The sequence below is a fragment of the Helicobacter sp. genome (assembly GCF_022511165.1).
Taxonomy (GTDB): domain Bacteria; phylum Campylobacterota; class Campylobacteria; order Campylobacterales; family Helicobacteraceae; genus Helicobacter_C.
Window position 1 is genome coordinate 20,898 of sequence record NZ_JAFLSB010000009.1, and the last position, 26,268, is coordinate 47,165.

At 39.7% G+C, this 26,268-nt stretch carries 24 protein-coding genes (1 of these 24 cut by a window edge); 10 read left to right on the plus strand and 14 right to left on the minus strand.

The window, feature by feature from the left end; translation table 11 throughout:
* From J1E28_RS02300 to J1E28_RS02350, 11 genes are all read right to left on the minus strand, one after another.
* A protein-coding gene (locus tag J1E28_RS02300; protein WP_291026324.1) for a DUF4105 domain-containing protein crosses the window boundary here: on the minus strand, positions 1 to 1,590 show its 5' portion. 96 nt of this gene lie to the left of the window's left edge; only the first 1,590 of its 1,686 coding nucleotides appear in the window; the start codon lies at positions 1,588 to 1,590; its stop codon lies off the left edge, out of view.
* An 11-nt stretch (positions 1,591 to 1,601) separates the two neighbouring features.
* A complete protein-coding gene (locus tag J1E28_RS02305; protein WP_291026325.1) occupies positions 1,602 to 2,024 on the minus strand; it encodes a hypothetical protein in 423 nt (140 codons plus the stop codon).
* A gap of 126 nt (positions 2,025 to 2,150) precedes the next feature.
* Positions 2,151 to 2,756, minus strand: coding sequence for a hypothetical protein (locus J1E28_RS02310; RefSeq protein WP_291026326.1), 606 nt, complete (start codon positions 2,754 to 2,756; stop codon positions 2,151 to 2,153).
* A 154-nt stretch (positions 2,757 to 2,910) separates the two neighbouring features.
* The gene (locus J1E28_RS02315) at positions 2,911 to 4,587 is read right to left on the minus strand and encodes an AAA family ATPase (protein WP_291026327.1); all 1,677 of its coding nucleotides are present in this window, start codon (positions 4,585 to 4,587) and stop codon (positions 2,911 to 2,913) included.
* Positions 4,574 to 5,860 carry a tRNA (N(6)-L-threonylcarbamoyladenosine(37)-C(2))-methylthiotransferase MtaB gene (mtaB, locus tag J1E28_RS02320; RefSeq protein ID WP_291026328.1) on the minus strand — a complete coding sequence of 429 codons (1,287 nt, stop codon included), beginning with the start codon at positions 5,858 to 5,860 and terminating at the stop codon, positions 4,574 to 4,576. Before mtaB ends, J1E28_RS02315 begins: the two co-directional genes overlap by 14 nt.
* Before the next feature lie 17 nt (positions 5,861 to 5,877).
* A complete protein-coding gene (locus tag J1E28_RS02325) occupies positions 5,878 to 7,458 on the minus strand; it encodes a mechanosensitive ion channel domain-containing protein (protein ID WP_291026350.1) in 1,581 nt (526 codons plus the stop codon).
* 31 nt (positions 7,459 to 7,489) lie between these two features.
* Positions 7,490 to 8,551 (minus strand): 3-dehydroquinate synthase, encoded by a 1,062-nt coding sequence (gene aroB / locus J1E28_RS02330; protein ID WP_291026329.1) that lies wholly within the window; start codon positions 8,549 to 8,551, stop codon positions 7,490 to 7,492.
* Positions 8,544 to 9,989, minus strand: a complete 1,446-nt coding sequence (locus J1E28_RS02335; protein WP_291026330.1) for a TrkA C-terminal domain-containing protein — start codon at positions 9,987 to 9,989, stop codon at positions 8,544 to 8,546. The genes aroB and J1E28_RS02335 overlap by 8 nt, the downstream gene beginning before the upstream one ends.
* A gap of 58 nt (positions 9,990 to 10,047) precedes the next feature.
* On the minus strand, positions 10,048 to 10,731 hold the full coding sequence (locus tag J1E28_RS02340) for an MqnA/MqnD/SBP family protein (RefSeq protein ID WP_291026331.1): 684 nt from the start codon (positions 10,729 to 10,731) through the stop codon (positions 10,048 to 10,050).
* An 8-nt stretch (positions 10,732 to 10,739) separates the two neighbouring features.
* A complete protein-coding gene (locus J1E28_RS02345; protein ID WP_291026332.1) occupies positions 10,740 to 10,997 on the minus strand; it encodes a DUF493 domain-containing protein in 258 nt (85 codons plus the stop codon).
* A gap of 22 nt (positions 10,998 to 11,019) precedes the next feature.
* Positions 11,020 to 11,430 carry a YbgC/FadM family acyl-CoA thioesterase gene (locus J1E28_RS02350; RefSeq protein WP_291026333.1) on the minus strand — a complete coding sequence of 137 codons (411 nt, stop codon included), beginning with the start codon at positions 11,428 to 11,430 and terminating at the stop codon, positions 11,020 to 11,022.
* 130 nt (positions 11,431 to 11,560) lie between these two features.
* Between J1E28_RS02350 and J1E28_RS02355 the strand changes: the two genes are divergently transcribed.
* Together J1E28_RS02355 and J1E28_RS02360 are read left to right on the plus strand one after the other, a co-directional pair.
* Entirely contained in the window at positions 11,561 to 12,958 is a 1,398-nt protein-coding gene (locus J1E28_RS02355; RefSeq protein ID WP_291026334.1) for a sodium-dependent transporter, read from the plus strand.
* A 43-nt stretch (positions 12,959 to 13,001) separates the two neighbouring features.
* The gene (locus tag J1E28_RS02360; protein WP_291026335.1) at positions 13,002 to 13,994 is read left to right on the plus strand and encodes an asparaginase; all 993 of its coding nucleotides are present in this window, start codon (positions 13,002 to 13,004) and stop codon (positions 13,992 to 13,994) included.
* 219 nt (positions 13,995 to 14,213) lie between these two features.
* Here J1E28_RS02360 and dnaK read toward each other — a convergent pair whose 3' ends face one another.
* Genes dnaK through J1E28_RS02375 form a run of 3 tightly spaced genes read right to left on the minus strand, consistent with a single transcriptional unit; the run spans position 14,214 to position 17,480 of the window.
* A complete protein-coding gene (gene dnaK, locus J1E28_RS02365; RefSeq protein WP_291026336.1) occupies positions 14,214 to 16,085 on the minus strand; it encodes a molecular chaperone DnaK in 1,872 nt (623 codons plus the stop codon).
* Positions 16,086 to 16,145: 60 nt separating this feature from the next.
* Positions 16,146 to 16,670, minus strand: a complete 525-nt coding sequence (gene grpE, locus J1E28_RS02370; RefSeq protein WP_291026337.1) for a nucleotide exchange factor GrpE — start codon at positions 16,668 to 16,670, stop codon at positions 16,146 to 16,148.
* 15 nt (positions 16,671 to 16,685) lie between these two features.
* Positions 16,686 to 17,480: an HrcA family transcriptional regulator gene (locus J1E28_RS02375; protein ID WP_291026338.1), complete on the minus strand. Its 795-nt coding sequence runs from the start codon at positions 17,478 to 17,480 to the stop codon at positions 16,686 to 16,688.
* Positions 17,481 to 17,760: 280 nt separating this feature from the next.
* Between J1E28_RS02375 and J1E28_RS02380 the strand changes: the two genes are divergently transcribed.
* From J1E28_RS02380 to J1E28_RS02415, 8 genes are all read left to right on the plus strand, one after another.
* On the plus strand, positions 17,761 to 18,390 hold the full coding sequence (locus J1E28_RS02380) for a class II aldolase and adducin N-terminal domain-containing protein (protein ID WP_291026339.1): 630 nt from the start codon (positions 17,761 to 17,763) through the stop codon (positions 18,388 to 18,390).
* 9 nt (positions 18,391 to 18,399) lie between these two features.
* Positions 18,400 to 19,827, plus strand: coding sequence for a M20/M25/M40 family metallo-hydrolase (locus tag J1E28_RS02385; RefSeq protein WP_291026340.1), 1,428 nt, complete (start codon positions 18,400 to 18,402; stop codon positions 19,825 to 19,827).
* Positions 19,828 to 19,829: 2 nt separating this feature from the next.
* Positions 19,830 to 20,879 carry an N-acetyl-gamma-glutamyl-phosphate reductase gene (gene argC / locus J1E28_RS02390; protein ID WP_291026342.1) on the plus strand — a complete coding sequence of 350 codons (1,050 nt, stop codon included), beginning with the start codon at positions 19,830 to 19,832 and terminating at the stop codon, positions 20,877 to 20,879.
* An 8-nt stretch (positions 20,880 to 20,887) separates the two neighbouring features.
* Entirely contained in the window at positions 20,888 to 21,739 is an 852-nt protein-coding gene (locus J1E28_RS02395; RefSeq protein WP_291026343.1) for a metallophosphoesterase, read from the plus strand.
* Positions 21,740 to 21,756: 17 nt separating this feature from the next.
* On the plus strand, positions 21,757 to 22,707 hold the full coding sequence (locus tag J1E28_RS02400) for a chemotaxis protein (RefSeq protein WP_291026344.1): 951 nt from the start codon (positions 21,757 to 21,759) through the stop codon (positions 22,705 to 22,707).
* 36 nt (positions 22,708 to 22,743) lie between these two features.
* On the plus strand, positions 22,744 to 25,155 hold the full coding sequence (locus J1E28_RS02405) for a chemotaxis protein CheW (protein WP_291026345.1): 2,412 nt from the start codon (positions 22,744 to 22,746) through the stop codon (positions 25,153 to 25,155).
* A gap of 67 nt (positions 25,156 to 25,222) precedes the next feature.
* Positions 25,223 to 25,651: a chemotaxis protein CheW gene (locus tag J1E28_RS02410; protein WP_291026351.1), complete on the plus strand. Its 429-nt coding sequence runs from the start codon at positions 25,223 to 25,225 to the stop codon at positions 25,649 to 25,651.
* A 127-nt stretch (positions 25,652 to 25,778) separates the two neighbouring features.
* Entirely contained in the window at positions 25,779 to 26,255 is a 477-nt protein-coding gene (locus J1E28_RS02415) for a DUF4136 domain-containing protein (RefSeq protein WP_291026346.1), read from the plus strand.
* Positions 26,256 to 26,268: the final 13 nt, after the last annotated feature.

Below are 26,268 nucleotides of genomic sequence, written 5' to 3' on the forward strand. Positions count from 1 at the left end.
CACACTCACTCCAAGATGTAGGCTCATATAGTCCCTACTTGATAAAGTTTTCATATCTTTATAACTTGCCTTAAGATACATATCCCACTGCCCTAATATATGCACCCCCGCGTATGCGCTTAAATCCTGCGTGTAGCCTCTTTGATTTTTACTATCAATATAATAATCATAGCTCCCTATAAATCGCATTTTGCCTTGCCTTAGCACCGCTCCTAAGCGCATATCTACAAACACATTATGCGCCCTCACATAATCATATCCCACTATTGGCAAAATATACACGCTTACATTGCCAATATAGCTCCCAATCCCTGTGCCAAAACTTATATTTGGCAAAAGATGTGTGCGAGTATCCTCATAAATAGGGGTGTTAAAGCTCACATTTATATAATTACTCAAATTTTTTGTGCGAAAAAAATCCAAAACTGAAAAAAGATGCAATGCCTCAATGCGCTCAACAAACAACGCATTGTCATTGAGGTTAAAGCGCATCTCAAAACGCATAAGAGCAGATTCTATAAGCTCTGCGTAAGCATTATTCACATTTTCAAGTTGCGAATACACAGGCATAAATGAAAAAGCAAGCATATTATGATGATTTTTGTGCTCATACCCAAAGCTAAAGCGACTACTTGCCCTTGAGTGTAAAATATCATTTTGCCCATATTTTTGCACAAAAGTTTGCTTATTTTGGGGAATATTCACTTTGTAATGACTAATAAGCCTCGCACTATAAAGCGCCCTAATGTATTCTGTGGGCGTTTGATAAGGCTTAAGATGAGGGGTATTAAACTCCTCACTTGCCACGCTAAGCACACTTTTTAGCGCATCATTACAATTATATGTAATAAAAGAATAATGAAGCGGTATGTCCTTAAGCTCCCATAAATGCGCCAAAATCATATCTTTTTGTGAATCACTCAAGCGCAATTCTAGCTCCCAAATACTGCGCTTCTCATTCTCTATATATTCAAAAAGCGCATTTTCTAAAGGAGTGAGGGCATACGCACCGCTAAGATTCCCAATCAATGCCCTTATATACGCAATAGGATTAATCCCCAAATCCATATCAGCAAAAAAGCTAATGCTATATCCTACCTCATCATCTTTTTTCAAATGAAGCTCCACAGATTCAGCAAAAACCTTATCAAAATCTGCCTTTGCCCTCCCCTGCAATGCCAAGTAAATATGCCCCATAGCCGAACCCGGAAAAATATCACTCTCTGCGGCAAAATGCAAAGAAATGCGCTCACTTGGCACAATCACCCTAAATTCCTCATATTCTGCACAATGCGTATGCTGCAGTCTATTTTCTATCTCAATGAAAAATTGCGCGAGAAATTTTGCCCTAGCAGGATAGCGGCACACAAACTCTTGTGCGTCTTTTTCACTTTGCATTAAGGTGAGAGTAGTTTGTAATTCCTCAAGCGGATTTTTTGCCCCTTTGGGTGAGAGAAAAAATGATGATTTTTGGGGGATTAAAGAAGTGTTATTGCGATAATGCAATAAAGCTTTCCATTGCGCACTTTGAGCGATTTGACTAAGAGTAGGAGAATCTTCACAAAAAAGCCCTAGTGGCAAAAGAGCCACTAGAAGCCATTTTATTTTTTGCAATTTGCTTTCTGCTCCACAGGCACGGTGAAGTTAGGATTGGCATATCTCCACATACCCCCTGTTACCGCATCAGTTGTAGAGCCTGTGAATCCACCCCAGATAATATTACCCCAGAACCAACCGCTTACCTTTTCCTTACCGGCTATGACAAGCTTTGTGTCCTCATAACAAGGGTTATCCTCAGAGCGAACGCTAATAGTCGCACCCTTGGCACGAGAGATTTTCACTTGAGCGGGTAGCTCCACCTTGCTATCGATAAATTTACCTTGTATTGTCGCTATCACAGGCTTTCCATTGCTTGTTGTAATCGCTACTTTTTGACTTGGGCGATTAGAAATAGTCCCACAACCAGCAAAAATAACTCCAGAGAGAGCCACTATACCTAAAATTCTAAACCATTGTTTCATCATAAAGCCCCTTTATATTGAATTTTGAAAAAATTCATTTTATTTTTTTTTTTTTTGTTTGGCTTAATTTGCAATTTTTGGCTTTATTTTTTAGAATCTGTCCCTTTTTAGTTACTAAAAGAAACATTTTTAAGACAATGTGTTTAAAGAAATACCCTTGTAATAGCGCACAACCCCAAAGGCACATAAAGATTCTAGAATCTCGCGTGATTTAGGCTCTTTTTCACCTACATATATATCAATTTTTACTCCTTGAGAAGAAAGGAGGGCAAGGGAGGGCGCACACTCTAAAATATCAGGTGGCGGGGCGATAAGTATCAAATGCCCCAATCGCCTATGCGCCTTAAGGAAATCCAAAGCGCATTGCAAAGCCGCTTTTGTGCTTAAAAGCTCTTGTTTTGGAGATTGTGTTTCTAAAGGCTCTAATAATGTATTATTCAAAGATTCTAAGGTTTTTAGGGATTTGAGAGATTTTAAGGAATCTAAAGACACCGCAAGAGCAGAGGATTCTAAAGATTTAAGAGACTTTGAAGATTCTAAAAATGCGTCTTTTTGCGTTTTTGCACGTTGTGTATCATTATTTTTTAAAGCTTTACTTCCCCACTCCCCCTCTTGGCTACTTGCAGGCTCAAGCACTGCTCCACTTTCCCCATAGCCTATTATGGCATAGGGATTATCCTTATAAAGATAAAGTGCGTGGCATATATCCTCATACGCCCTCTCATAATGCTCCATATCTTAACCTTCTTTTTTGCCTACTTTTGTTGCCCTAAGTTTTTAACCTTACCGCATATCATCTCTAAGATTCCTCTTAGAATCTACTTTAGGGGTATTTCAATACTATTTATATATTTTAATCTCAATAAGCCTAGAATCTAAGCGCATTGCCTTAAAGCATACCTTGATGTGCGCTTTCATAAAGCTCTTTTATCTCTTCTTTACTAAGCCGCTCCCTCTCCTGCAGGGCTTTAGAGATATGAAGCAAAATAGCCTTAGAATTACTTATAAACTCTTGCATCTCCTTTTGAGCCTCATCTAAAATCGCCGCCACATCGCTACTATCACTCAAAAGCCGCTCACTCATACCATATTCTTCACACATTTGCATCGCAATATTTTTTGCCTGTGCTATATCATCTTTTGCATTGCTAAAAGTTTGGCTATAAATGCAATTCACGGCGATATTGCCACTTAGGGCGACTTTGATTTTCCCCATAAGCTCCTGCTTACTCACAATCTCCTTATCCACCTGCCGAAAACTCTCGCTTACAAGCGCAATTTTATCAAAATCCACCTCAAGCCAATACGCACTTAATGCCTTTGCCCCCTGATAGAGCGCAAGAATCTCTTTTTCTTTCTCACTTAAGCTCAATGCCTTTTTCTTACCCACAAGCACTTTATCTTTAGTGGCAAGAATATCCTCTTTTTGTATCACTTGAGATTTGCGCCTTAGGGCATTGAGTGCGCTTTCATTTACAAGCGAAGCAAGGGCTGCCCCACTAAAGCCTACACATAAACGCGCTACTTCCTCTATATCAAGCTCGTGCTTCTTACCACGCAAATAAAGCCCCAAGATATGTTCTCTCTCTTGCAAATTAGGCAATTCTACATAAATACGCCTATCAAATCGCCCACTACGCAAAAGTGCCTCATCAAGCACCTCCATTTTGTTTGTTGCAGCTATGACGATTACCCCACTTGAATCCTCAAAGCCGTCCATTTCAGTAAGTAGCTGATTGAGCGTTGCTTCACGCTCATCGCTACGCGTATTGCCTCGTGCTTTGCCCACTGCATCAATCTCATCAATAAAAATAATGCTTGGCGCTCTTGCCTTTGCCCGAGCAAAAAGCTCTCTCACGCGCTTTGCGCCCATACCCACATAGATTTGCACAAAACTTGAGCCGCTTTGGTAAAAAAACGGCACACCCGCTTCTCCTGCCACAGCTTTAGCTATCATTGTTTTACCCACCCCCGGAGGACCCACAAGCAATACGCCCTTAGGGAGAGTAATGCCTAAATCTTGATAGTGTTTAGGATTTTTAAGATAATCAATAATCTCCAAAAGCTCCTCTTTAACTTCACTAATCCCCGCCACATCGCTAAAACGCACCGCGCTACTCATAGGCAAAAATGAAGATTCTATAAGAGGCAATTCACTCTCACGCATTACATCATTTTGGATTTTTGAGGGAGACTTGGAGGCTTTTTTACGCAAACGCAATGCTTGAAACAACACGCTAAGAACAATAAATATAAGGATAATGATACCAATTTCGCCTAGAATCTCACTCAAAACAAAGGTATTTTTCACACTAATAGGAAAATCATAGCTCCAAATCTTAGGCGAAAGGGCGTAAAGATAGACTTTATAGGGCGTATCTTTTGCTATAAAATACACATAGTCATTATCCACGCTCACTTCCTGCACCTCTCCACTTATGAGTAAGGCTTGGGCTTCTTGCGCACTTAAAAGCTGTGTGTTATCGCGCATTATCATCACTGCAATAAGAATCACCACCACACATAAGCCAATAATTCCTATGATAAGACTTTTAGATTTTGCCATAATTACCCTCCTCCCTTATCTCATAAGATGTAAATGTAAGCCACTGCCCCTCTAAATCTGCTCTTTGAGATTCAAAAGCAAAGCGATTAAAAAATTGGTCTAAGCCATTATATATAAAGCCCTCTGCAGATTCTACCTTGCTTTCACACAGCACTTGCAGGGGTATATGATGTGTATGCCTAAAGTTTTGATTATTATGTGCAACAATGCCTTTGAGTGTATGCAATCGCGCTTTGGCAATATCGCCTCTTACTTGATGTGAAAGCTTTGATGAGGCGGTGCCATCACGTTTAGAGTAAATAAAAGGGTGCAAATGCGTAAGTGGAAAGGCTTTGAAATGCTCTAAAGCCTCCTGCCATACCTCCTCACTCTCTCCGGGGTGTCCTATGATAAAATCACTCCCCAAGCAAAAGCCTTTTTTTGCAAATTCATCAAAAAGAGCCAAATCACTCTCTACGCGATTTTGACGATTCATTAATGTGAGCATTGTATTGCTTGTATGCTGCAAAGCGATATGCAAATGTCTCTCCATAAGAGGCAACATAAGCGCATCTTTAAGCTCACTATCTATTTGGCTAGGCTCTAAGCTCCCTATGCGAAGACGTTTAAGCACATTCAGTGAATCTATATCTTTAATGAGTTGAGCGAGACTATAATCTTTTAAGTCCTTGCCAAAGCTCCCTACATTTGTGCCTGTAAGCACCACCTCACTCACGCCATTTTCACTCAAAAGACAAATTTGGCTTAGAATCTTATCCTTTGGATAACTACGCGCACGCCCACGCACAGAGGGGATAACACAATAACTGCACGCAAAATCACAACCCTCTTGAATCTTTAAAAATGCACGCGATTTATCCGCAAACTGCGCAATGAATGTGCTATCAATATGGCTAGGATTGCTCTCTTTGTAAAAAAATCGCTCATTTGTTTGCAAAAAATCTTTAATGGATTCTTTAAAACTATGGGCAAATACGCTATGGGCAAGGTTTTTTGCAAAAATCTCTTGCCCTCTTGTGCCAACCCCACAGCCTGTAAGATACACTTTTTTATTCAAATGGCGCATTTTATTGAGATAGCCCCTCACACCACTATCTGCACCATTTGTAACCGTGCAAGAATTCACCACCACCACATCAGCCAAATTCTCATCTTCTACGCATTCAAAATCCTCTTTACCGCCCTCTATAAGCTTACTTTTCATTACCTGCGTATCAAAAAGATTCGTGCGGCAGCCAAAAGTTTTAAAATATACCCTTTTTTGCTCACTCAAGTATTTTTCCTTAGGTTTTATTGAAGTTTGTGTATTTCTATCCCACCTGCAAGCAATGCTTTTGAATCTAGCTCGGGTATGTCCCCGCCTATGCCATCACGCCCTGTGGCAACAACCTTACTTGTAGGATAGGCAATATGTATATCATCTTCTTTTAATATCTGCTCAATAATCTCACCCGAAATAGTGCTACGCAAACCAAGCGTAGCATAGGCATTGGTTTGATACCACATTGAGATTCTAAATCCATTTGGCTCAATCATACAATAGCTACGCACCTCAAGATTGGGATTACGCAAAGAGTATTTATCGCGCATACGATGCACTTGCTTACGCACCATTTCTGTATAGCCTTTTGCATATTTCTTGCCTATGTCTGTGGCGATTTTAAGGGCTTTTTTATAATTACTATCAAAAGTAATGCTAAAATCTATCCCGTCCCACACGGTCTTTAAGCCTCCGTGTGTGTAATTTGCAAACATTGTGCCAAAAATAAAGTTATTAGGCACAAAGATAATGCGTCCTGCTCGGCGATTTTCCATATAACTTGTGAGCGTTACATCTTCAAAAAGTGTGATTCTAAGCATAGAAATATCAAGCACATCGCCCACATATATAGTATTGTCTTTGCATACACGCACCCTATCGCCCACATGCACACTGCCTCCTAGCACAATCACAAACCACCCAAGCATACTCATAAACAAATCTTTCATCGCAATGGCTAAACCTGCGGAGGCAAAACCAACAATAGTTACAAGATAAGTTACATTCTCCATATAGCTAAAAAGCAAAATAAGTGCGATAATAGTGATATTGAGGAAGTTAATGACTTTGCTTGCAGTATAGATTCTATCAGTATCAAAGATATACTTTCTTAATGTGAGCTTTAGTAAAAAAGCCAAAAGGATTGTAATCAGCACAGCCACGCCTACATATACCATTTTGATTACTTGATTTTTGATTTGACTTGTAAGCCTTGCAGCGATATTATCACTCTCTTGCATATACACATCAAGCGATGTTTCTAAGATTTTTTGCGCTCCCTCAAGCTCTTCTATTATTCGCTGGGTCTGGACAATAGCATTTGCTACTTCAAGTGATTTATCCATAAAGCTAAGCTCAAGCAAAAGCGTGTATTTTTGTTGCACGATTTCAAGCAGACTTTGCAAACTCTTACCATTAGCTCTAAGCGCATCTTGTTGCTCTTTCATAGCTTTTATAAAAGAATAGCCCGTGAGGATTAAAAATGGATTTTTAACCTGCGGCACTCCATCAATACTTTTAACCTCTAAAAGCTCCTTGTAGGGATCTTTTGCATAATCTTTAAGGAGATTTTGTTGTTTTTGCAAAGTCTCTAAGCGATAAAGAAGTGAATGTGAAGGGTTTGAATGCGCGCTAATCTCTTGTTTTAGGGCATTAATCTCATCACTGAGTTCATTATAATTTTTTAAACTCATATAATGCTTAAGCCACACATTATGGCTTGATTCAAGCTGTTTATCAATAGATTCTATATTTTTTTTAAGCAATGTTATGTCTTTTTGCGAAGTATTTTGTGGTATCTCAAAATCCTCCGCAACACTCCATTGCATCATCACACAAACAAATATGATTGCACAAAAAAATCTAGTTTTCATCGCGCTCACCAAAATCCTTTAACACCTTAAGCACCACATCTTTGGGTGCATCTTGGCATAAATATACATCGCCAATACCACGAGGTAGCACAAACATCAGGCGAGAATCTGTGCTTTTTTTATCAAGGTAAAACTTCTCATAAAACCCCAACACATCGCTAAAAGCAAAAGATGTGGGCAAATCATAGCTTGCAAGAAGATTCTTAATGCACTCACACTCTTTTTGCGAAAGCAATCCTAACTCACAAGCAAGAGCATTTGCCATACACATACCCACACTGACAGCTTCTCCGTGCAAAAAACGTGTATATTGTGTGAGATTTTCAACAATATGCCCAAATGTGTGTCCATAATTCAGTGCGGCACGAATACCTTGCTCTTTTTCATCAGCATTCACAACCTTTGCTTTTATCTCTACACTCTTAGCTATGGCGGCACTCAAAAAATCCATATCCTCTAAAGTGAGTTTATGCGTAAGAAGCGTATCAAAAAATGCTTTATCAAAGCATACTGCCATTTTAATAATCTCTGCTACTCCTGCACCAAATTCTCTATGAGGCAAGCTCACAAGCATAGAAGGATCGATATATACTGCCTTTGGCTGATGAAAAAGCCCCACAAGATTCTTTCCAAAAGCGTTATTAATACCTGTTTTTCCCCCAACTGACGCATCAACTTGTGCCAAAAGTGTGGTGGGAATCTGCACAAAGTCAATCCCGCGTTGATAAATACCGCTTGCAAAGCCAACCATATCGCCAATCACGCCTCCACCTAGCGCTATCATTAATGATTTGCGATTAAGCCTGTGAGTAAAAGCACACTCAAGGATATACTCCACATTCTGCATTGTTTTATATTGCTCGCCATCAGGCACAATACACACATATACTTCAGGGGCAACAAGGCATTGCAAAACCTGTTTGAGATAAAGTCCTGCAACTTTAGGATTTGAGACGATAAGCACTTTATGAGCAGATTCTATCTTTGGCAATGCGCCAATAGAGATAGGGTATTGGGTATCTCTTGTCTCAATCTGTATCATCTCATTCATCAACACTCCTTGATTTACTAGAAAGCGGGATAAAGACTTGGGGATTTTTATTATTCATTGACACGATTTTATATGAATCAGTGGAGAAAAAAGAAAATGTTTTCGTGCGGGAGATACTGCGCTCAAATGGCACAAAACACAAATAAGGTATAAAGCTATCTTGCAAATATAAAATAGGATTTTTTGAATCCGTTTGTATGATATTTATCTTGCAGCCAAAAATACGCGCCAACTCCTCATATCGCTGCATAATTTCATTATGATAAGACGCATCTGTATCATAATCATACACATCTATATCCAAATGTAGCTGCTTTGAAACATCAAAAACAACCGAAGCCACATTTTCTGTATTCCCCATATTCTCACTCAATACAACAAAGCCTTGTTTGCACTCTTTGATAGGCTCCCAGCCGGTTTTAAACACAGGGATTGAAAGCTCAAAAAGCGCACGGCGATTCTTGCGCGAGGCAAAAATATCGTGATTAATGATTACAAGCCCAAAACGTTTTTGAGAATCCTTTGAGATTCTCTCCTTAAAATCGACACTATCATAATCCACCCTCACTTGCACGCTCTTAGATTCTAGCTCTTTAAGTTTATTAAGGAATGCAAAATTAGAGGGATTAAGGATATAAATGAAAAGCTTATTGTTTTTGAGATGCTCATTTAAAAAAAGTGCATCTTGCACATCATTCCAGATTTTATGTTCATTTGAAAGCGACATATCCACATAAAGAACAATATCGCGTCCAAAAGGTGCAGGAAATTGCCCCAAACCACTTTTTATCTGCATATATACTTCATTAAGCTTTTTAGGGTCGCCGGCAATGAGGAGATTATCATTAGGGCGAATCACCAAAGAATGGGTGCTTAAAATCAATTCTCCACGCCGATAAACCCCCACGATACGCCAAGTTTTTTGCTGAATCGAACCAATATGCCTATAAGCAAAAATACTCCCGCTTGGCACATTCACTTCCATTATCTCTCCCTGCCCCAAGCCAAAGCTACGAGGAATAAGTGGGACATTAGGCAAACGTTCAATAAATTTATTAGAGATAATCAACTTTTCATTCAAGATACTTACATTGCCATCATTTTTTATCTGTGTGGTTTGTCTCTGCATATCAAGCGACATCACAATACGCACTTTTTTGCTTAGTGCGCGCACAAGCTCATAGGTGGCAATCACCTCATCTGTATCATCAAGCACAAGAAAAACGCTATCAATATCCTTGCTGATAAGCTGTGCCATTCGAAACAAAGAAGTGTAATCAAAATGATGCAATTCAAAGGAGCTCGGCACCTTATCAGGCATAAGGGATTTATCTTTGCTCACAACAATATAAGAATCATTGCTAAAATATTTGTCTAAAATGGTGTTAAGAAAAGTCTTTGCAATGTCCCCTTGCGCGACAATAAGCGTTTTTTTCACATCTGCCCTTTGTGTGAGAATCTAAACGCATTATAGCCAAGAAGTAACAACCAATCTTTTAAAAACGCATAGGCTTTTTAATGCGCTTAAGGCGCATTTTAGCGTAGAATCTACTTAAGGCTATGCTTTCCTTTTTACCTATGCGATAATGGATATGTTTCAAATATGCCAAAATATCCTTACTTGCTATGGCGCTTTGCCTACTTCGCTCTTGCAAAATATAATGGGGAATTTTTACAGGTTTTCTCACAAAAGCACACGCTAAATGCCGATAAAAATGCGCATATTGATGAAAGCATAATCGCCCAAAACTAAAGCCTAGATGATGTTTCTCCCACCATTTTTGCCCCAAATCAATCCCCTCTCCTCCGCTAAGCTTATACCGAAGCGCCCTATCGCCAATAAGCACCTCTCCCTCTACATCAAGCACTTGAGCTAAAGCATTTGAAGAGGCGGATTGATAATCATCTTTTTTTGCTTTGGGCAAGACTAAAACACTCCATACCGCACCCTTTGCCACAATACCCGCCATTGTCGCCTTTTTTTGACGCACACAATCATATCCAGCAATACTTGAGATAAATCCTGCATCAATGCGCCGATACAAAAAATCCCTATTTAATCTTGCAGGATAGGATTTTTTAAGTCCTAAAAATGCCTTAAAATGCGTGGGCGTAGGATATTTTTTGATAAATACATCAAAGGGCAATAAATTAAGATATTCTATCTTCCCAAAGCGCATAAGAATCCTTATAAAACCATTTTTGTTGCTTCACTTTGCTGTAAAAGTGCAAAAATATGATTGCGCTCTGCTTCACTCTGCACTTCTACACTCACATATATACTCACAAAATGCCCCTTTGAAGAGCGTTTGCCAAACTGCAAGCTATATTCACGCGGCATTACTTCAAAGATTAAAGCGCGTAATTGCTCCTCACTCTCCCCAATGAGGCGATACTCCCATACACAAGGATAAATAATATGTGGTTTTTGTATGTCAAGATTCATATCTTTTCCTCAACTTGCTTTGTTATAAAGTATGCAAAATCTCACGCATCAAAGGGGGAATCTTATGCGCCTTACCCCGCTCTACATCAACAAATGCAAGAGTAATCACTGCACTAAAAAGCAAAACTTCACTTTGGATATTTTTAAGCCCATCATAGATTCTATATATATCCTGCTTGAGCTTCAAAGAGGCATTTTTGCACTCTAAAAGATGATTTCTTACCTCCAAAAGATCGCCTAAATGGGCAGGAGCAAGAAAATCTGCCTCAACGCGTCTTAACACAAAACCGCTTGTGTCTAAAAAAGGCTGCACTCCTTTAGTAAAAAAAAGCTCACTTCTGGCGCGCTCACAATATTTCAAATAATTTGTATGATACACAATTCCACCACAATCAGTATCTTCAAAATACACTCTTGCTTGATACGCCCCCATTACGCCTCCTTATGGCAATAATATTTGGCATATTGTAGCAAATTTGAAGCAATGCAAGTTTATTGCCCTCTTTTGTTGCATAAGAGCTTGGTTTTAGCTAGAATAAGCCTATAAAGGCAAAAGGAAACAAATGAGTAATTTTAGCAGAATCGGTTTTATTATGGCTACTTTGGGAAGCTCAATTGGCTTAGGGCATATTTGGCGATTTCCTTATATGGCAGGAGAAAATGGCGGTGGAGCTTTTGTGATTTTTTATCTTATTCTTGCTGTGTGCATTGGCGTTTCAATGCTCATTGCCGAAATGCTCTTGGGTAATATCGCCCGAAGCAATCCTTTAGATAATTATGTAATCTTAGATAAATTTAATTCCCTCCCCCCCGCGCAAACGCAAAATGAGCATAATACCTACGACCCCAACGATATAAGCGTGAAAAAAACACTCAAATGGCTTGGAATAAATGCCATAGCAGGTCCTTTAGTTTTAAGCTTTTATGCAGTGGTAATGGGGTGGATTCTGTATTATCTCATCTTTGTAAGCACGCATTTGCCTAGTGATATTGAGCAATCCATCGCGCTTTTTAATGAGATTCGCACACAATCACTCCTTTGGCAAAGCCTCTGCTTCTTTGGGATTATTGCCTTTACTGCTTTTATTGTTGCGCGTGGGATTAAGCGGGGCATTGAGCGATTAAATCTTATTTTGATGCCCTTACTTTTTATTATCTTTGCAGGATTGCTTATTTATGCGCTGACTTTAGATGAATTTAGTCAAAGTTGGCATTTTATGTTTGCTTTTGATCCCTCACGCATTAGCCTTGATACCCTCGTAAAATCCCTATCGCAAGTGTTTTTCTCACTCTCTCTTGGTGTTGGCACCATAGCCGTTTATGCAGCAAGTGCACCAAAAAATGAAAATCTCCTCAAAAGTAGCTTGTGGGTGGTGCTAAGTGGTATTGTTGTCTCTCTTATTGCAGGACTAATGATTTTTACCTTTATCTATCATTTTGGTGGGCAGCCAAGCGAGGGAGCGGGGCTTTTACTCATTTCACTTCCTTTAGCCTTTCAATCTTTGGGCAATGTGGGGCAGATTATAAGTGTGCTCTTTTTTATCGCTGTGCTTTTCGCGGGGCTTACCTCTACTATCTCTATGCTTGAACCCGGCGTGAGTGTTTTACGCGATAAGCTTCATTTCTCTCAAGCCAAAGCTTCATATACTCTAAGTGGAGCCGTTTTTGTGCTTGGGTTTTTAGTGATTTTATGGAGCAATGAAGCCCTTGCTTTCCCTCCTATTTATGGCAAGGCTCTCTTTGATGTGCTTGATTTTCTTACCGCCTCCGTCCTTATGCCTTTAGGAATGCTTTGTGTATTGCTCTTTTTAGGGTGGTATGTGAAAAAATCTCATTTGAGGGCATATACTCCTTATTTTTCAAACACGATTTTTGTGATATGGCTGTGGATTCTGCGTCTTGTCGCACCCGGAATTGTTGTTGTGATTCTTATCTCGCAATTTTTAAATGCTCTTGCCTAGAATCTGCGGATTCTAAAGAGTTAAAAGCCCTAAAGACAAGATAATGACTTCACAACTCCCCATAGTCGCTATTCTCGCCACAGGTGGCACGATTGCTGGACTTTTAGATTCTCATAGCACAGACTATAAGGCAGGCGTGTTAGACATTGATAGCCTTATCCAAGCCCTGCCACAGCTCCAAAACATACAAAAAAAGATAAGCCTACACACAGAGCAAATTGCCAATATCGATAGCGCTCATATGAATGAGCATATATGGCTTAGCCTTGCACAACGCGTCAATGAACTCCTTAACAACCCCGATATTCAAAGCATTATTATCACTCACGGCACAGATACACTTGAAGAAAGCGCGTTTTTCTTGCATTTATGCACCAAAAGCCATAAACCTATCATTTTTACAGGTGCGATGCGCCCTTTTGATGCTCCAAATTACGATGGATTGCATAATCTCTCTAATGCCCTTCTTCTTGCTATCAATCCACACGCACAAAATAGGGGCGTGATAGTAACGATGAATGATAGAATCTTTGGCGCACAAGATGTGAGCAAAACCCACACATTGAGCCTTGATGCGTTTTCTGCACCAAATAATGGCGATATGGGCTACATAGTGGGTGAGCGCATTTTCTTTTATACCCAGCCCTCGCCGCGCATACATTTTTTTGATATATCCTCTTTACAATCCCTTCCACGCGTGGAGATTCTATATTCTTATGCAGGAGATGGCTTAGCCACGGCTACTCTTGCTTTAGTAAAAGAGGGCTTACAAGCTCTTGTCATAGCCGGAAGTGGTGCAGGAAGCATTCACATCAATCATAAAAATATACTCAAAACGCTTATGCAAGAAGGTTTAATTGTCGTGCAAAGCTCAAGGATTAATAGCGGTAGGGTACTTGTGAGTAAAGAAGATGCTCATTGGGGCTTTATTGGGAGCGGGGGGCTAAATCCGCAAAAGGCGCGTGTGCTTTTACTCCTCTCACTCACAACAACACAAGATAGGGCAGAGATTGCACATATTTTTGATGCCTATTAGAGCTAATATTTTGCTTTGGCTAAAAAAGTGCGGAACTTAAGATAAATTAAGATTTGCTTGAATTTTAAGGATAAACATCAAATAGATTCTAATCTCAATAGCGCAATCCTTTGCGCTATTTTAATGAAAAGTGATGTGTGAAAGCGCGATGCTTCTTGCACCGCGCCTAGAATCTTAAATAACTTTTCAAAACTTGCATATAAGGCAAAAGATGTTAGCCTATTCTACCTCTGCATCAATCACATCATCGTCTTTTTTCTTTGTATCATTTGTCTGCCCACCCTGCTCTTTTGCATACGCTGCTTGGGCGAGTTTAGCGCTTGCTTCACTCAAAGCCTTCATTTTTGCTTCTAGCTCCTCTTTAGAGGCATTTTCATTTTTGAGACTTTCTTCAAGCGCAGTGATTGCTTTTTGAATCTGCTCTGCCTCACTTGCTTCTATTTTGTCCTTAAACTCTTCAAGACTTTTCTTTGTTTGATATACAAGAGAATCTGCACTATTGCGCAATTCAATCACAGCTTTTTTCTTCGCATCTTCTTCTTTGTGCAATTCTGCCTCTTTGACCATTTTTTCAATTTCAGAATCTGAAAGTCCGCTTGAGCCACTAATTTTAATCTCTTGAGATTTACCTGTGGTTTTATCTTTAGCCGAAACCGTGAGGATTCCATTCGCATCAATATCAAAAGTAACCTCAATTTGTGGCACACCACGAGGGGCTGCGGGGATTCCGCTTAAATCAAATCGCCCTAGAGATTTATTATCGCGCGCTAACTCACGCTCACCCTGCAAAACATTAATGCTCACCGCGGGTTGATTATCTTCGTAAGTAGAGAAGACTTGAGTTTTCTTTGTAGGAATCGTAACACCTCTCTCTACAATTTTTGTGCAAATGCCCCCTGCAGTCTCAATGCCAAGGCTTAAAGGTGTAACATCAAGCAAAAGCACATCTTTAACATCGCCTTTTAGCACCCCTCCTTGCACAGCTGCACCCACAGCTACAACCTCATCAGGATTAACTGATTTATTCAACTCTTTGCTAATAAAGGCTTTTACGCGCTCTTGCACTTTTGGAATCCGCGTAGAACCCCCCACCATAACCACCTCTGAAATATCACTTTGTGTAAGCCCTGCATCTTTAATCACAAAATCAATTTTTTTGATTGTCGCCTCAATTAAATCATCAATAAGGCTTTCAAATTTTGCACGAGTGATTTTTTTCACTAAGTGCTTAGGACCACTTGCATCAGCAGTAATAAAGGGGAGATTAATCTCTGTCTCCTGCGCACTACTTAACTCTTTTTTAGCATTTTCAGCCGCATCTTTAAGCCGTTGCAATGCCATTACATCATTTTTTAAATCAATGCCCTCATCACTCTTAAACTCTTCGGCTGCCCAATCAATGATTCTATTATCAAAATCATCACCACCCAAGAACGCATCTCCTCCGGTAGCAAGGACTTCTACGACATTATCGCCGGTTTCTAGCACAGTAACATCAAATGTCCCCCCACCCAAGTCATACACCATAATCTTTTCTGCTTCTTTTTTATCAAGCCCATATGCCAAAGCCGCCGAAGTAGGCTCATTAATGATGCGCAATACATTTAATCCCGCGATTGTGCCTGCCTCTTTTGTTGCCTTGCGTTGGGAATCATTAAAATATGCTGGAACAGTGATTACTGCCTCTGTAACATCTTCGCCCAAATAGCTTTGCGCATCTTCTTTGAGCTTCATTAGAATCTTTGCTGAAATCTCTTGAGGCGTGTAGATTTTATCAGCAATCTCCACCGCACACGCCCCATTTCTATCAACAATATTATAAGGAAGTCGCTTCTCTGCTTCTTTTGCCTTATCTTCATTAAACATAAGCCCCATAATGCGCTTAATTGAATAAATCGTCTTTTTGGGGTTAGTTACTGCTTGTCGCTTTGCAGGCTCGCCTACTAAAATCTCGCCCTTATCGGTAAAAGCTACGATTGAAGGAGTTGTATTTCTACCTTCTTTGTTGGCAATGATTTTTGCCTCATTGCCCTCATATACCGCCATTGCTGAATTTGTTGTCCCTAAGTCTATTCCAATTACTTTTGCCATTGTCGTCTCCTTAAAATTATAAAGATAAATGAATTTTTATTGCGTTAGATTCTATAAAATCTACGCATTTTTAACCACGCTCACCATAGATGGGCGAAGCACTCTCTGCTTATACACAAAGCCTTTTTGCAAGGTTTGGAGAATCTCTCCATCATTTTTATCTGCATTTGGCACTTGCATCAAACATTCGTGCAAATTAGGGTCAAACTCGCCATCTGTGGCTATAACTTCCACGCCGTGCTTATTAAACACCTTAATAAAGCTTTCAAGTGTGAGTTGCAAACCTTGCGCAATAGCACCCGCTTGGGGATTATTTTGTGCGCTTTCTAGAGCCTTTTCTAGTGTATCAAGCACAGGCAATAAATCAATCATAATGCGCTCATAGGCGTATTCTAAGCTTTGATTCTTATCTTTCTCCAATCGTTTTTTGCTATTCTCAAAATCCGCAAATGCTCTCACATATTGCTCTTTGAGCTCTTCATATTTGAGTTTATAATCTTCTGCTAAATCCTGCTCTTGCTCCTCCTCTTGTATTTGTGGGTTTTGTTCTTGCATTTGCTCATCTTGTTTTTCTTGCTCTTGCATCATTACTCCTTAACATTAAGATTGCACAGACCCAAAAAATTGGGTAAAATCTCTATCTAATGCCCCAACACAAAGCATTCTGCTTTTTTTATCAGGGTGAGTTTTTAACACTATATCTTGCATAATCGCCACATAACCCTTAGGCAACACCTCCTCACAATACATACCGCTTTGCAGAGAATCAAATATGCCCCCATCAATAATAGAATAAAAGCTTTGCTCATCGCTATTATGATGATAGGCTTGCATCAAAGCTCCCACACCAAAGCGCGAAAGATTCCTACTTTGAGCGCATATCAATGCCTCAAGAAGATTCATAGCACGCACTTGATGAGCAATCTTGCGCACATCAATAAGCTCTAAACCCTTTAATTCTTGCAAAAATCGCTCAATGGCGCTTGAAAAAGGCAAAGTAATACCAATATGCTCAAACTCAAGCAATAGCCTCTGCTCATCTAAACGCGTAATCGCACATAATCGATTGCTCTGCTCGATGCTCACTGCGCAAAATACTTGAGAGGCAAAACAAGCCTTTTTCACACACTCAAGTGAATCTATCTCTATAGCTGTTTTTGTATCAAACTGCCTATACCAATATGATTTCAAAGCCTCAAGCGTAGGAATGCGCCCACTGCTGATATGAGGCTGAAAAAGTAGCCCCTCATCAGCTAAAGCCTTAAAATAATTGCGTATAGTCGCAGATGAAATTTTTGTATTCATAAGCATTTTGAGAGATTCTGAACCAATAGGCTCTCTATGCTTTAAATACTCAACAATCACGCGAGAAAGTAGCATTTCTTTTTTGCTCATTGATACCTCTGCATAATGCACAATTTCATAAGATAATTTTTTGTTTTAGCTTCAGTTTTATTTTTGTTTGAGTCTTTTAAAACCAAACGAAAGGATTATAACATAAAATTAGCAAATAAAATCAAATATTGCTAAATTTTATAAAACTTTAGTCTATATATATAAACTTGTTTTAATAATTTTACTTAAAAATCCTACATAATACAATTTATATTATGAATCTTATGGTGATTTTAAGCGAATTTTTGCACCATTGCCTACAATTTGCTACAATCGCCCTATGAATATACATACTTCTCAAGTCAGTGACGAACTCATAGCCGATATTGCAAGTATCTCGCTTTCAATGTTTAGGAAAAATTTTTTTGGCATATTCCACGGCGCAATCTCTGCGCGTATGTCAAAAAATCGCTTCGTTATCAATAAGCAACGCGCTATTTTTGATAGCATTAATGCTGATTCTATGATTATGCTCTATCATAAGCCCGATCATCGCTGGGACGAAGCAAGCTTACACGCGCCTATCCACGCAGCAATTTATGAAAATTTTAGCGAGGCAAAATTTATCGCCTATGCAATGCCGCCTTATTTACTTTCTTATTCTCTTACCTATGATGCTTTAAAACCAAAGGATTATTTTGGCTATAAATTTCTTGCACCTAGTATTGATATTTTTGACCCAAAAGATTATGAAAGCTGGGCAGAACGCGCTAATACAGATATTCCACGATATTTTAAGGAGCATTCACATTCATTTATGCTCATTAGGGGCTATGGAATATATGTCTATGCGCGAGATCTCTATACCCTTGCAAAGCTCATTGCACTTGTTGAAAATTCTTGTAAAATAGCCCATTATAACGCGGATTTAGGCGAAGTATTCCAAGCAGATTCAAAATATGATATATAAGGATTATTGATGAATGCCAAAGTAAATGCACAAACACATATCTCACAAGATTCTAACACTTCACAAAGCCTTGCTACACGAGCTTTAGAGAGTTTTCGCGCTCTTTGTGCAATCCCTCATTGTAGCTTTCATACACAGGATATGTTTTCTTATCTCTCCACCACACTCGCACATCAAGGCTATGAAGTGCAAACTGATGAGGCAAAAAATATTTATGCCAAAAAGGGCAAGCCTCTTCTTTGTTTGCAAAGCCATTATGATATGGTGTGCGTGGGGGATTCAAGCAAACACTTGGGAGTAGAAATCATAGAAAAAGAGGGATTTTTATATGCTAAAAACTCCTCTCTTGGGGCTGATAATGGCATAGGTATGGCGTGTATGCTTGCTCAAAATGCAGAAAATATTGAACTGCTTTTTACAAATGATGAGGAAGTGGGAATGATAGGAGCAAATCATCTCGCCCTTAGCATTGCCTCTCCCTTATTGCTTAACCTTGATAGTGAAGATATAAATGAAATCGTGCTTGGCTGTGCTGGGGGCGTGGATATAGAATGCAGCATTGCACTTAAAAGCTTTGCTAAGCCTCTAGATTCTGCCCTCCAAAGCCACCCTTATATCTATCATATCACAAGCAGAGGCTTTTTAGGTGGGCATAGTGGGATTGATATTCATCATAATAAAGAAAATGCGATTGTTGAATATGGCTTTTTTCTTGCTCAAAATGATGTCTATATTCTCTCGCTTAATGCCGGTGAAAAACGTAATTCTATCCCTGTGGGGGTGGATTCTATCCTCTTATGTGCTACTCCGCTTAAGCCACATTATGCAACCCCAAATGGTGCTTATTTTGATATTACACCTCTTGGTTCCCTTGAGAGTTTGCCATCTCGCCCTCTATTTGCTTATCACAAAGATGCGATTGTGCCTCTTATTTGCGGAATCCATAGTGGCGTGTATGCTACTTCCACTCAAGGCACACTCTCTTCGCTTAATCTCTCTACTCTATCTCAAAAAGAAGAGAGCTTAGAGCTTGTAATGATGGCTCGTGCAAATACTGATAGCTTCTTGCAACGCACAATCGCGCGTTTGCAATCAAGCCTCGCATTTTTAAATCCCCATTGCATAATGCGCACAAATGGATATTACAGCCCGTGGGAAAAAAGCATAGATAATCATCATAAAGCCCTTAAGCTTTTATGTCAAATATACAAAAAACACTCTATTACTCCTCATCTTGCGCAGATTCACGCAGGACTAGAATGTGGAATCTTAAAAAGGCAGATTCTAAAATATAATCCCCACCCTCACTTTGATGTCCTCTCCATTGGTCCTAGCATTCACGCACCTCATAGCTGCAATGAATCTTTAGACTTAGAGCATTTTAGAATCTTTTGCGCAATTTTAGAGGAATTTATCGCCTCATACACAAAGGCATAGCGATGCCTAAAGCACAGCGCACAATCAATGTTGGCATTATTGGGGTGAGTGGCTATACAGGCTTAGAGCTTGTAAAATTACTTCTACTCCACCCTGTTTTTACCCTTACCTATGTGGCTAATTCTCAAGGAGGAGGGGAATTAAAAGAGATTCATAAAATGCTTGCAAATACACCATTGGCGCATTTACCAATCCACAAAGCAGATGCCAAAGAAGCCCTCAAATCCTGTGAGCTTATCTTTCTTGCTCTCCCACATAAAAGCGCAATGACGATGGCAAAAGAGCTTTTTTCACATAATCCTCAAGCCAAAGTGATTGATTTATCCGCAGATTATCGCCTTAATGCGACAAACTATGAAGCACACTACTGCCCGCATATCGATAAAGAGCATCTTAATTCTGCTGTCTATGGACTCCCTGAATACAACAAAGAAGCCATCAAAAACGCGCATCTTGTAGCAAATCCGGGTTGCTACCCCACTGCCACGCTTTTAGCCCTGCTCCCTTTTGCGCCCTATATTGATACTTCTTGTGCTGTGTTTGTTGATGCAAAAAGTGGTGTGAGCGGTGCAGGGAAAAGCCTTAGCGAAAATACACATTTTTCTCATATCAATGAGAATCTTTTTAGTTACTCTCCCCTCACGCACCGCCACCAAATCGAAATATCTCAAAAATGCAGCGACTTAAGCCAAAAAGAATTTGAAATTCTCTTTGTGCCTCATCTCACACCCCTCACGCGCGGTATGCTTGTGAGTGTATTTGCTACACTCCAATCCCCCCTAAGCACACAAGAAGCGATGAATTTATTGCATAAAGCCTACGATGATGAGCCCTTCATACGCATTAGAGAGAATCCTGTGAGCATTGCACAAGTTGCAGGAAGTCATTTTTGTGATATTTTTGTTGCCACAAGTGGCAAAAATATTTACATTAACTCATCAATCGATAATTTGCTTCGTGGGGCAAGCTCACAAGCCCTTGTGAATGCCAACTTGATATGTGGCTTAGATGAGAGCTTGGGTGTGCCACTAACGCCTTATGGCATTTTCTAGGATTGCGTATGCAAGGACAAAATGCGCCCTCACATAATACACATTCTCCTAGCACATTTTGGGAGAATGCCCCGCTTATTCATAATGATGCTATTTTTATCGCTGATGCGCATTTTATGCCCTTAACTCCCTCTTTGAGTGAGCAAAGCAAAGAGGCTTCACAGGCACTTTTAGATTATTTTAAGTATCTCTTAAGTGCGCCGCAGACAATCCCCTCACAAATATTTCTTATGGGCGATATTGCGCATCTTTTGCTTGGCGGGGTAGATTCAAGCTATAAAGCAAATCAAAATTTACTCTCTCTTATAGAATCTTTAAGTAAGCAGAGCCAAATATGGTGGTTTGAGGGTAATCACGATTTTACACTTAGCACATTTAAAAAACCTTTTTTAGAGCATATTCATATCATCACACGCACCCAACAGCCCAAAGCCTTTTGCTTTAAGTATGGGCATATCAAAAAACGCATTTTGCTTGCTCACGGCGATATATTTTTGCATACAAAATATGAGCTATATATCCGCCTAATGCACACGAGATTCATAAGAGCTTTGATGTATTTGCTTGATAATGTAACCTTTGGTAATCTTTATACGTATATTATCGCAAAAGTTAATCAAAAAAACATTAGAGTAGGCAAAATAGAAATGTCAGCTTTTGCTCCACTACGCGTTAATGCCTACACAAAATATATGCAAAAAAGCCTGAAAGGAGCAGATTCAAGCGTTCTTGCTTTTGATGCGATTATAGAGGGGCATTTTCATATTGGGCAAACCTACAACAATGGGATATTGTATGTATCTCTGCCTTCGTTTTATGTTAATAGAAGTATTTTTGCTATAAAATCCTTATTTGATTAAACTAAATGGAGAAACATTTGAAAAGTAAAGATAGTGTTGCAAAAGCGATAAGCAATGAAATGGAACTTGTAGATTTTAGAATCTATGAGGATAAAGATGGCGAAACATACGAGGGTGTGTATGGTATTAATGTCGCCAAGGTAGTGAGCATTGTTGATTATCCAAGTGAGATTTTTGAAACTCCCGGTAGCCCCGAATATATGCTTGGTATGTTTGACTTGCGTGGTGATGTGCTACCACTCATTGATTTGACGCGCTGGATGAATATCAAAACAAAAGAAGACTTGAAAATCCATAAAAAAGTGGTTGTTACAGAATTTAACAATAAGCAACTCGGCTTTGTTGTGCATTCAGCAAGGAGACTTAGACGCGTGAGCTGGGCAGACATAGAATCTGCAATGTTTAGCGTAAGCAATGATGAACAAAGAAGCAAAATCACTGGCACAACGCGCATCGAAGATGGGCGCACCTTGCTGATTTTAGACTTAGAGGGTATAGTTGATGATTTAAATTTGCATATGCCCGGCGGAGAAGAAGCCGATGTTGATCACTTTAAAGCTACAATTAAATTTGATGGAAGTGTGCTTATTGTCGATGATAGTTCTATCGCACGCAAACTCTTGCGAAACATACTCACAGAAATTGGTTTTAATGTGATTGATGAAAGCGATGGTGCATCTGCCCTTGAGAGATTAGAGCAGCTCTATCAACGTTGGGGCAATAGTATCACGCAAAATCTAAAGCTCATCATTTCCGATATAGAAATGCCTAGAATGGACGGATTACACTTTGGGGCGCAGGTAAAAGATGATGTGAGATTTAATAAGATACCATTCCTCTTCAATTCTTCTATTAGCCATAAGTCAAGTATTGATGAAGGAAAAAAAATAGGAGCAGATGGTTATTTGGTTAAATTTGATGCAAAAGTACTTTATGATGAAATAAGTAGAATTTTGCAAAAAAAATAGTAGAATACTTTTTAAATTTTGTTATGAGGATTCACAATGGATGATATGCAAGAAATAATGGAAGACTTTCTCGTTGAAGCCTTCGAAATGATAGAACAACTCGACCAAGACTTGGTGGAGCTTGAAAGTAACCCTGAAGATCTTGATTTGCTCAATAGAATCTTTAGAGTAGCCCACACGATTAAAGGCTCAAGCTCATTCTTAAATTTTGATATTCTCACCCGCCTCACACACAATATGGAAGATGTACTTAATAAAGCAAGAAAAGATGAGCTAAAAATTACCCCTGATATAATGGACGTGGTATTGCATTCTGTGGATTTAATGAAGTCTCTGCTTGGCGCCATACGCGATAGTGGAACTGACGCAAATAGCGGTATTGACATTGAAGATACCGTTGTGCGCCTTCAAGCAATCTCTAATGGCAATGCACCAACAGCAGAAGCATCCGCACCTGCAGCGGCAGCTCCTGCTCCAGAAGCCCCTGCAGCTGCACCAAGTGCTCCAAGCGCGAATGCAAATAATCCTCTTGCTGATGAACCAGAACTTGATTATTCCAATATGAGCGGCGAAGAAGTCGAGGCAGAGATTGAACGATTGCTTAAAAAACGACAAGAAGCAGACAAGCAAGCGCGTGCGGCACAAAAAGCGGCAGGAAATGCGGCACCTGTTCAAGCTCCAAAAGCTCCAGATGCTGCACCTGCTTCCGCACCTGCAGCGGCAGCTCCTGCTCCTAAACCCGCTGCCCCCAAACCTGCACCTAAGCCAGCAGCGAAAAAAGCAGAAGGTGGCGAAAAGGCTCCTGCAGCGAATGTAGAACAAACTGTTCGTGTTGATGTGAAGCGACTTGACCACCTTATGAATCTTATCGGTGAGCTTGTGCTTGGTAAAAACCGCTTGATTAAGATCTATGGCGATGTTGAAGAAAGATATGATGGCGAGAAATTCCTTGAAGAGCTTAATCAAGTAGTGGCTTCTATCTCATCTGTTACAACCGATGTGCAACTTGCGGTAATGAAAACGCGTATGCAGCCAGTAGGCAAAGTGTTTAATAAATTTCCTCGTATGGTGCGCGACCTTTCTCGTGAGCTTAATAAGAGCATTGACCTCATTATTACAGGTGAGGAAACAGAGCTTGATAAATCAATCGTGGAAGAAATCGGCGACCCACTTGTGCATATTATTCGTAACTCTTGCGACCACGGAGTTGAAACCCCAGAAGTGCGTGCAGCAGCAGGTAAGCCAGAGACTGGAACAGTGAATCTTAAAGCTTATAACGAAGGCAATCACATCGTCATTGAAATTAACGATGATGGCAAGGGCTTAGATGCAGAAATGCTCAAACAAAAAGCTATTGAAAAAGGACTTATTAGCGAGAGAGAAGCTGATACAATGAGCGATAAAGAGGCTTTTGGACTTATCTTTAAGCCCGGTTTTTCTACCGCAGCAGCAATTACAAATGTATCAGGGCGCGGTGTTGGTATGGACGTGGTAAAAACCAATATCGAAAAGCTTAATGGTATCATTGATATAGAATCCGAAAAAGGTGTAGGCACAACGCAAAAGCTCAAAATCCCTCTTACACTTGCGATTATCCAAGCCTTGCTTGTGGCAGTTCAAGAAGAATACTATGCGATTCCTCTTGCATCGGTAATTGAAACCGTGCGTGTAAGCCAAGATGAAATCTATACTGTTGATGGAAAAAGTGTGCTTCGTTTGCGCGATGAAGTTCTCCCTATTGTGCGTTTAGCTGATATTTTCAAGGTAGATTCTGTATTAGAGGGTTCAGGCGATGTATATGTCGTTGTAATTGGCTTAGCAGAACAAAAAATGGGTGTGGTTGTGGATTATCTCGTAGGGCAAGAAGAAGTGGTTATTAAATCTCTTGGTTATTATCTTAAAGGCACAGAGGGTATTGCAGGTGCATATGTGCGCGGTGATGGTAAGATTACGATGATTGTTGATGTAGCCGCAATGATGGAAATGGCAAAAGAAGTGAAAGTCAATATCACAAAAACTGCTGAAGAAAACACTGCAGCAAAAGCGAAACATTCTCCGTCTGATTATGTAGTGCTTGCTATCGATGATAGTAATACCGATAGAGCGATTATGAAAAAATGTCTAAAACAGCTTGGTGTTACCGTGCTTGAAGCTTCAAATGGCTTAGATGGACTTGATATTGTCAAAAATGGAGATAAAAAACTTGATGCGGTGCTTGTGGATATTGAAATGCCTAAGATGGACGGCTATACTTTTGCCTCCGAAGTGCGCAAGTATAATAAATTTAAAAATCTCCCCCTTATTGCCGTTACAAGTAGAAATAGCAAAACTGACCGAATGAGAGGGGTAGAATCCGGTATGACAGAATATATCACAAAGCCTTACACGCCAGAATATCTCGTCAATGTCGTCAAACGCAATATACACCTAGATACAGAGGGAGAATAAGATGAGTGAAAATAAACTAAAAGAAGTCCTTGATAAACAACAAAATAAAGGCGAAAGTGCTGTTCCTATGGAGGAAACTCTCCATATCATCGGCTTTATGATTGGTAACGAAGAATTTGCCGTGCCAATCCTTAATGTAAAAGAAATCATCAAGCCTATCGAATATACGCGTGTGCCAGCAGTGCCTAACTATGTGCTTGGAGTTTTTAACCTACGTGGAACTGTTTTGCCACTCATCTCTATGCGCCTTAAATTTGGCTTACCTGCAATCAAACAAGATGCGGATACGCGTTTTCTTGTTGTTACGCAAAAAGATGAGATGATTGGCTTTATGATTGATAAGCTTACAAGTGCTGTGCGTATCCCTGAAAGTGATATTGAAGCTATTCCTGAAACTTTTAATGAAAATCAAAATCTCTTGCAGGGTATCGGTAAGCGCGAAGATCGCTTAATTACGATTTTAAATGTAGATAACCTCCTTAAACGCGACTTTTAAGCTTTATTCCCCCCTCTCCTCCTTTTTTCCAAAGGAGGAGAGACTTTTTATTTGCTTTATTTGTCTTATTTTATTTTTTGTGCCTTTTTGATAGAATCTCCGCTTATATTTTACTCAAGGATTTATTATGAGAATTTTATTGTGTATTTTGTGTAGCATATTTGTGGGTTGTGCTATTTTAAAGCCTGTGGATTCTAAAATATTTGCTGATATAAGTGGCTATAAATATGCCATTATTGGACAAACACAAACACTTAGCTCTAGTGTTGGCGGTGGTTTTATAGACTATGCTACTGGAGGAGGTATCAATATAGGCAAAAGCATAAATCCTAGTGATGTGATTACTGGAATCCTCATTAAAAAGGGGCTTGTTATTGTAGATAAACCAAAAGATTCTAAGACATTGCTAGTGAAATATGGACAGGGCGATAAACGCAATGTTTTGGGAGGCTTAGGAGGATACACCCTAGAAGTTTCTATCCAAATGCTTGATGCCTTAACTCAAGAGCCACTTTTCCTCTGCACCGCCGAGGGGCAAGGAAGCACAGAAGCTGATGATTTACGAGAAGCCATTACGCGATGCTTAGGAGATTTTAATCCCTAGATTCTATTTTCAT

Excerpts from the sequence above, each read along its gene's own strand:
- J1E28_RS02305 (WP_291026325.1), bottom strand. The coding sequence starts at position 2,024 with ATGATGAAACAATGGTTTAGAATTTTAGGTATAGTGGCTCTCTCTGGA.
- J1E28_RS02310 (WP_291026326.1), bottom strand. The coding sequence starts at position 2,756 with ATGGAGCATTATGAGAGGGCGTATGAGGATATATGCCACGCACTTTAT.
- J1E28_RS02315 (WP_291026327.1), bottom strand. The coding sequence starts at position 4,587 with ATGGCAAAATCTAAAAGTCTTATCATAGGAATTATTGGCTTATGTGTG.
- J1E28_RS02325 (WP_291026350.1), bottom strand. The coding sequence starts at position 7,458 with ATGATGCAATGGAGTGTTGCGGAGGATTTTGAGATACCACAAAATACT.
- aroB (WP_291026329.1), bottom strand. The coding sequence starts at position 8,551 with ATGAATGAGATGATACAGATTGAGACAAGAGATACCCAATACCCTATC.
- J1E28_RS02340 (WP_291026331.1), bottom strand. The coding sequence starts at position 10,731 with ATGCGCTTTGGGAAGATAGAATATCTTAATTTATTGCCCTTTGATGTA.
- J1E28_RS02345 (WP_291026332.1), bottom strand. The coding sequence starts at position 10,997 with ATGAATCTTGACATACAAAAACCACATATTATTTATCCTTGTGTATGG.
- J1E28_RS02350 (WP_291026333.1), bottom strand. The coding sequence starts at position 11,430 with ATGGGGGCGTATCAAGCAAGAGTGTATTTTGAAGATACTGATTGTGGT.
- J1E28_RS02355 (WP_291026334.1), top strand. The coding sequence starts at position 11,561 with ATGAGTAATTTTAGCAGAATCGGTTTTATTATGGCTACTTTGGGAAGC.
- J1E28_RS02360 (WP_291026335.1), top strand. The coding sequence starts at position 13,002 with ATGACTTCACAACTCCCCATAGTCGCTATTCTCGCCACAGGTGGCACG.
- dnaK (WP_291026336.1), bottom strand. The coding sequence starts at position 16,085 with ATGGCAAAAGTAATTGGAATAGACTTAGGGACAACAAATTCAGCAATG.
- grpE (WP_291026337.1), bottom strand. The coding sequence starts at position 16,670 with ATGCAAGAGCAAGAAAAACAAGATGAGCAAATGCAAGAACAAAACCCA.
- J1E28_RS02375 (WP_291026338.1), bottom strand. The coding sequence starts at position 17,480 with ATGAGCAAAAAAGAAATGCTACTTTCTCGCGTGATTGTTGAGTATTTA.
- J1E28_RS02380 (WP_291026339.1), top strand. The coding sequence starts at position 17,761 with ATGAATATACATACTTCTCAAGTCAGTGACGAACTCATAGCCGATATT.
- J1E28_RS02385 (WP_291026340.1), top strand. The coding sequence starts at position 18,400 with ATGAATGCCAAAGTAAATGCACAAACACATATCTCACAAGATTCTAAC.
- argC (WP_291026342.1), top strand. The coding sequence starts at position 19,830 with ATGCCTAAAGCACAGCGCACAATCAATGTTGGCATTATTGGGGTGAGT.
- J1E28_RS02395 (WP_291026343.1), top strand. The coding sequence starts at position 20,888 with ATGCAAGGACAAAATGCGCCCTCACATAATACACATTCTCCTAGCACA.
- J1E28_RS02405 (WP_291026345.1), top strand. The coding sequence starts at position 22,744 with ATGGATGATATGCAAGAAATAATGGAAGACTTTCTCGTTGAAGCCTTC.
- J1E28_RS02410 (WP_291026351.1), top strand. The coding sequence starts at position 25,223 with ATGGAGGAAACTCTCCATATCATCGGCTTTATGATTGGTAACGAAGAA.
- J1E28_RS02415 (WP_291026346.1), top strand. The coding sequence starts at position 25,779 with ATGAGAATTTTATTGTGTATTTTGTGTAGCATATTTGTGGGTTGTGCT.